This window comes from Streptomyces sp. DvalAA-14, assembly GCF_900091855.1.
Lineage (GTDB): Bacteria > Actinomycetota > Actinomycetes > Streptomycetales > Streptomycetaceae > Actinacidiphila.
Genome location: NZ_FMCH01000165.1, coordinates 1 through 4,965, shown reverse-complemented (window position 1 = coordinate 4,965; position 4,965 = coordinate 1). Strand labels below are relative to the sequence as shown.

6 protein-coding genes and 2 pseudogenes are annotated in these 4,965 nt (G+C 73.4%); 4 read left to right on the top strand and 4 right to left on the bottom strand.

The features are described from left to right. The 3 genes from dhaL to GA0115240_RS36715 all read right to left on the bottom strand — a co-directional run. Positions 1 to 483 (bottom strand): dihydroxyacetone kinase subunit DhaL (gene dhaL / locus GA0115240_RS08010; RefSeq protein ID WP_093735958.1); only part of this gene is annotated, 483 nt, incomplete at its 3' end. A 69-nt stretch (positions 484 to 552) separates the two neighbouring features. Continuing rightward, a complete protein-coding gene (gene dhaK / locus GA0115240_RS08005; protein WP_093735959.1) occupies positions 553 to 1,545 on the bottom strand; it encodes a dihydroxyacetone kinase subunit DhaK in 993 nt (330 codons plus the stop codon). A 292-nt stretch (positions 1,546 to 1,837) separates the two neighbouring features. After that, a complete protein-coding gene (locus tag GA0115240_RS36715; RefSeq protein ID WP_256069603.1) occupies positions 1,838 to 2,431 on the bottom strand; it encodes a helix-turn-helix transcriptional regulator in 594 nt (197 codons plus the stop codon). Between the two features lie 33 nt (positions 2,432 to 2,464). On the opposite strand from GA0115240_RS36715, the pseudogene GA0115240_RS37900 reads away from it, so the two are divergent. The 4 genes and pseudogenes from GA0115240_RS37900 to crcB form a co-directional block, all read left to right on the top strand. After that, a pseudogene (locus GA0115240_RS37900) lies at positions 2,465 to 2,602 on the top strand (aldehyde dehydrogenase family protein); the annotation flags it as partial. A gap of 118 nt (positions 2,603 to 2,720) precedes the next feature. Continuing rightward, on the top strand, positions 2,721 to 3,806 hold the full coding sequence (locus GA0115240_RS07995; RefSeq protein WP_093735956.1) for an S-(hydroxymethyl)mycothiol dehydrogenase: 1,086 nt from the start codon (positions 2,721 to 2,723) through the stop codon (positions 3,804 to 3,806). Positions 3,807 to 3,837: 31 nt separating this feature from the next. Next, on the top strand, positions 3,838 to 4,341 hold the full coding sequence (locus GA0115240_RS07990; RefSeq protein WP_093735955.1) for a fluoride efflux transporter FluC: 504 nt from the start codon (positions 3,838 to 3,840) through the stop codon (positions 4,339 to 4,341). After that, positions 4,338 to 4,712, top strand: a complete 375-nt coding sequence (gene crcB, locus GA0115240_RS07985; protein WP_093735954.1) for a fluoride efflux transporter CrcB — start codon at positions 4,338 to 4,340, stop codon at positions 4,710 to 4,712. The genes GA0115240_RS07990 and crcB overlap by 4 nt, the downstream gene beginning before the upstream one ends. Here crcB and GA0115240_RS37580 read toward each other — a convergent pair. Then, a pseudogene (locus GA0115240_RS37580) lies at positions 4,675 to 4,965 on the bottom strand (hypothetical protein); the annotation flags it as partial. The gene crcB and the pseudogene GA0115240_RS37580 overlap by 38 nt on opposite strands.

Here is a 4,965-nt window from a genome sequence, read left to right as displayed (position 1 = left end):
CGCGGCCGCCGGTTCGCCCGCTTCCAGCGCGCCGGACAGCGCGTCGAGGGCGGGGAGCAGCGCGTCCAGCATCGTCTTGTCACCGGGCACGGCGCCGCCGAGCTTGGCCACGGCGTCCACGCCGGCCCGCAGCCCGTCACGCAGCTGAGCGGCCGACACCGTCGCGCCGTCACCCAGCTCCTTGCCGGCCCGGCGGAACAAAGTGCCGTACAGCGGGCCGGAGGCGCCGCCGACCTTGCTGATCAGCAGGCGGCCGAGCGCCACCAGCACCCCGCCGGGCGTGTCCGGCGGCTGCTGCTCGACCTCGGTACGAGCCGCGAGGAAGCCGCGGCGCATGTTCGTACCGTGGTCGCCGTCGCCGATGGCGGAGTCGAGTTCGCTCAGATGAGCGGATTCGCGGTCGATGGCGGTCGCGGCCGAATCCAGCCACCGACGCATGAAGGCCGTGTCTATCGCGGGTTCGTCCGCGGGAAGCGCACTCATGGGCTGCCTTTCACCGAAGGATGTGTCACCGCAGATGTGTCACCGAAGGGAAGCGGGCCCCGGAGCGCGTCAGCAGCCCCAGCGCAGCGCCGGCGTCGAGACCGGCGCGTCCCACAGCCGCAGCAGCTCTTCGTCGACCTGGCAGATGCTCACCGAGCTGCCCGCCATGTCCAGCGAGGTCACGTAGTTGCCGACCAGGGTGCGGGCGACGGGCAGGTGCCGTTCGGCCAGGGCGCGGTGCACCTCGGCGGTGAAGCCGTACAGCTCCAGCAGCGGCGTGGCGCCCATCCCGTTGACCAGCACCAGCAGCGGCGCGTCGGGGCGCAGATCCTCCACCACCGCCTCCACCGAGGCATCGGCGATCTCGGCCGAGGTCATCATCGCCCGGCGCTCACGGCCCGGCTCCCCGTGGATGCCGACGCCGAACTCCAGCTCACCGTCCGGCAGGTCGAAGGTGGGGCCGCCCTTCGACGGGGTGCTGCACGCGCTCAGCGCCACCCCGAGACTGCGGGACGACTCGACGACCCGGCGGGCGACCGCGGCCACCTGGTCCAGCGGCGCCCCCGCATCCGCGGCCGCGCCGGCGATCTTCTCCACGAACAAGGTGGCGCCGGTACCGCGTCGGCCGGCCGTGTAGGTGCTGTCGGTCACCGCCACGTCGTCGTTGACCAGCACCTTCTCGACCTGGACGCCCTCCTCCTCGGCCAGTTCCGCGGCCATGTCGAAGTTGAGCACGTCGCCGGTGTAGTTCTTCACGATGAACAGCACGCCCGCGCCGCTGTCCACCGCGGCGGCCGCCCGCGTCATCTGGTCCGGCACCGGTGAGGTGAAGACCTCGCCGGGACAGGCCGCGTCCAGCATGCCGCGCCCGACGAATCCGCCGTGCAGCGGCTCGTGCCCGGACCCGCCGCCCGACACCAGCCCGACCTTGCCCTCGTACGGTGCTCCCCGCCGGACGATCACCCGCTGCTCCACATCGACCACGAGCTCGGGATGCGCGGCGGCGATCCCTCGCAGCGCATCGGCCACCACAGTCTCGGGAACGTTGATCAACATCTTCATCGCTGCCTCCAGATGGGAGCGGGTGCCTTCGCTGCCGCGGTGCGGACTGCGGCGGGCGCATACCTCCAGTATCAGCCGGTGATCGAAGAACGTCACCGGCTGGGCGTCGCCACTGTGCGTGCTCCGGCGGCCACGGGGCGCCCGGTCCGGTGCTCGGACCAGCTGCCCGGCGGCCTGTCCGGCGCCCGGCCCAGGGGCCTGGGCGGCGGACCGGACCAGCTCCCGGAGCTTGTCCTGGCTGACGCCGCCCGGCTGGGCGGTGAACACCACCAGCGCCTGCGAGCGGTCGGGGTCAGCAGGCTCTGACGTGCAGCTCCAGGGTGCCGAGCCCGGGGTGCTCGATGTGCTTGGGCTCGCAGCAGGGGCCCGCCACGGGGTGCTCGCGCCAGATCCCGGTGAACTCCTCGCCGGCCGCCAGCAGGGCGCCGACCAGGGCGCCGGCCCGTGGGTCGGCGCGGTCGCCGGTGGAGGCGGCGCGCAGCTGGGCGGTGAGCGTCCTGCTGTGCCCGGCGCGCTCGGCCACGGGATGCAGCAGCCGGGTGGTGGGATCGGTGAACCAGCGGTAGGCCAGATGGCGCCGCATCCCGTGGTGGCCGGTCTGGTCGCCGAGGAGCCGCACGGACAGTTCGTTCTGCGCGAGGGTCTCGCCGAGGTGGTTCATGACCTGGGCGGGGGTGTCGGTCATCCGGTCGAAGATCCGCGGCATTCCGGGGTTGACGCCGTCCGCGGTGCGGATCCGGGGCGGGGCGACGTATCCGGCCGGCCGGAACAGGTGATCGCGTTCGTCCGGCGACAGGCACAGGCCCCGCGCGATGGCCGTCAGCACCCGCTCGGACGGCTGGGGACCCCGCCGCTGCTCGATCCGGCCGTAGTAGTCGGTCGACACGCTGCTGAGGGCGGCCACCTCACCGACGACCACACCGGGCAGATCGACATCAACGGCGCGCAGCTGAACCTGCTGGCCCCCTTCGGCGGCCACAAGCAGTCGGGCAACGGGCGCGAGATGGGCCGCTCCGGGCTGGAGGAGTTCACGGAGGTCACGGCGATCCAGCGGTGAGGCCGGGCGGCCTGCTTTCCCGCCCCCGCGCTTCCTGACAGCGGCGCCCGGCGGTGCCACACTTTGCTGATCGAAGCCGGGGAGGCGTCGACGGCGTCGAGGAAAGGGGCGGTCCCGAATGGCTCAGCAGGTGCGGGGCGTTGTGGCGCGGGGCAAGGGCGAGCCGGTGTCCGTCGAAACGGTGATCGTGCCCGCCCCGGGCCCCGGTGAGGCTGTCGTCCGGGTCCAGGCGTGCGGCGTCTGCCACACCGATCTGCACTACCGGGAGGGCGGCATCAACGACGACTTCCCCTTCCTGCTCGGCCACGAGGCGGCCGGCATCGTGGAGGAGGTCGGGGACGGCGTCCAGGACGTGGCGCCCGGGGACTTCGTGATCCTCAACTGGCGCGCGGTCTGCGGGCGTTGCCGGGCCTGCCGCCGGGGCAGGCCCTGGTACTGCTTCGACACCCACAACGCCCGGCAGAAGATGACGCTGGCCGACGGCACCGAACTGTCGCCGGCCCTGGGCATCGGGGCCTTCGCCGACAAGACGCTGGTCGCGGCCGGCCAGTGCACCAAGGTGAACCCGGCGGCGGCGCCGCAGGTGGCCGGACTGCTCGGCTGCGGCGTGATGGCCGGGCTCGGCGCCGCCCTCAACACCGCCGCGGTCGGGCCGGGCGACTCGGTGGCCGTCATCGGTGTCGGCGGTGTCGGCGGCGCCGCGGTGATGGGCGCGCGGCTGGCCGCCGCCGCGGTCGTGGTGGCCGTCGACGTGGACGACCGGAAGCTGGCGCAGGCCGAGCGGCTCGGCGCCACCCACACCGTCAACTCCCGCACCACCGACCCGGTGCAGGCGATACGCGACCTCACCGGCGGCTTCGGCGCGGACGTGGTGATCGAGGCGGTCGGCCGGCCCGAGACGTACCGGCAGGCGTTCTACGCCCGGGACCTGGCCGGCACCGTCGTGCTGGTGGGCGTCCCGACCCCGGAGATGAAGCTGGAGCTGCCGCTGCTGGACGTCTTCGGCCGCGGCGGCGCCCTGAAGTCCTCCTGGTACGGCGACTGCCTGCCCTCCCGCGACTTCCCGCTGCTGATCGACCTCCACCTGCAGGGCCGGTTGGACCTCGACGCCTTCGTCAGTGAGACGATCGGTCTCGGCGACGTGGAGGAGGCCTTCGCGACCATGGCGCGCGGCGACGTGCTGCGCTCGGTGGTGCTCCTCTGATCGCCCCCCGCGGCTGATCAGGAGGCGTTCTATGGCGGAGCCGGGCTCCCGCACGGCCCGAGAGCCGGTCGACCCCGACGTCGATCTGCGGATCCCCGCCGACCGGGCGGAGACGCGCCGGGGGATGGCGCCGGTCGTCGGCGCGGTGGCGATCGGCGGCGTGATCGGGTCGTCCGCCCGGTACGGCGCGGCGCTCATCTGGCCCACCGCCGGTGGGGCCTTCCCTTGGACCACGATGATCGTCAACGTGGTCGGCTGCGCGATCATCGGCGCGTTCATGGTCCTGATCACCGAGAAGTGGACCCCGCACCCGCTGGTGCGGCCCTTCTTCGGCACCGGCGTGCTCGGCGGGTTCACCACCTTCTCGACGTATGCCACCGACGTACGGCGGCTGGCGGACGGCGGGCACCCCAGGATCGCAGTGGCCTATCTGGGCCTCACCCTGCTGGCCGCGCTGCTCGCGGTGGCGGCCTCGGCGACGCTGACCCGGCGCCTGGTCGGCGGAAGCACCCCGGACCGGCAGGAGACACGGTGAACTGGCTGCTCGTCATCGCCGGCGCCGTCGTGGGCGCGCCGCTGCGCTACCTCACCGACCGGGTGATCCAGTCCCGGCACGACAGCGTGTTCCCCTGGGGGACCTTCGCGGTCAATGTCGCCGGCTGCCTGATCCTCGGCGTGGTCGCCGGCGCCGCCGCCGAGGGCGCCGCGTCGGCCCATCTGCAGCTCCTGCTCGGCACCGGCCTGTGCGGCGCGCTGACCACCTACTCCACCTTCTCCTACGAGACGCTGCGGCTGGCGGAGCGGGGCTCCGGTTTCTACGCCGCCGCCAATGCGGTGGGCAGCGTGGCCGCCGGTCTGGGCGCGGCTTTCACCGGGACGGCGATCGCCGAGGCAATCTGGGGCTGACTCCTCGACCCCGGCCGGCACCGCCCGGCGTCAGCCGGGGGAAAGCTCTGTCCGGCCCGGTCTGTCGGGCGGGTCCGGGCGGCCGGGGCGCGTCGGGCGGTCGCACGGGGTCCGGCGGGCGGCAGCCGGCGAGCTTGGCCGGAGCCAGCACCAGGTCCACCCGGGTGACCAGGCCGCCGTCCACGGTCAGCGCCATCACCAGCGTCACCCGGTCGCCCTTCAGCGCGGCGAGCCGGGTTCGGCGTTGACCAGC

Excerpts from the sequence above, each read along its gene's own strand:
- dhaK (WP_093735959.1), bottom strand. The coding sequence starts at position 1,545 with ATGAAGATGTTGATCAACGTTCCCGAGACTGTGGTGGCCGATGCGCTG.
- GA0115240_RS07995 (WP_093735956.1), top strand. The coding sequence starts at position 2,721 with ATGGCTCAGCAGGTGCGGGGCGTTGTGGCGCGGGGCAAGGGCGAGCCG.
- GA0115240_RS07990 (WP_093735955.1), top strand. The coding sequence starts at position 3,838 with ATGGCGGAGCCGGGCTCCCGCACGGCCCGAGAGCCGGTCGACCCCGAC.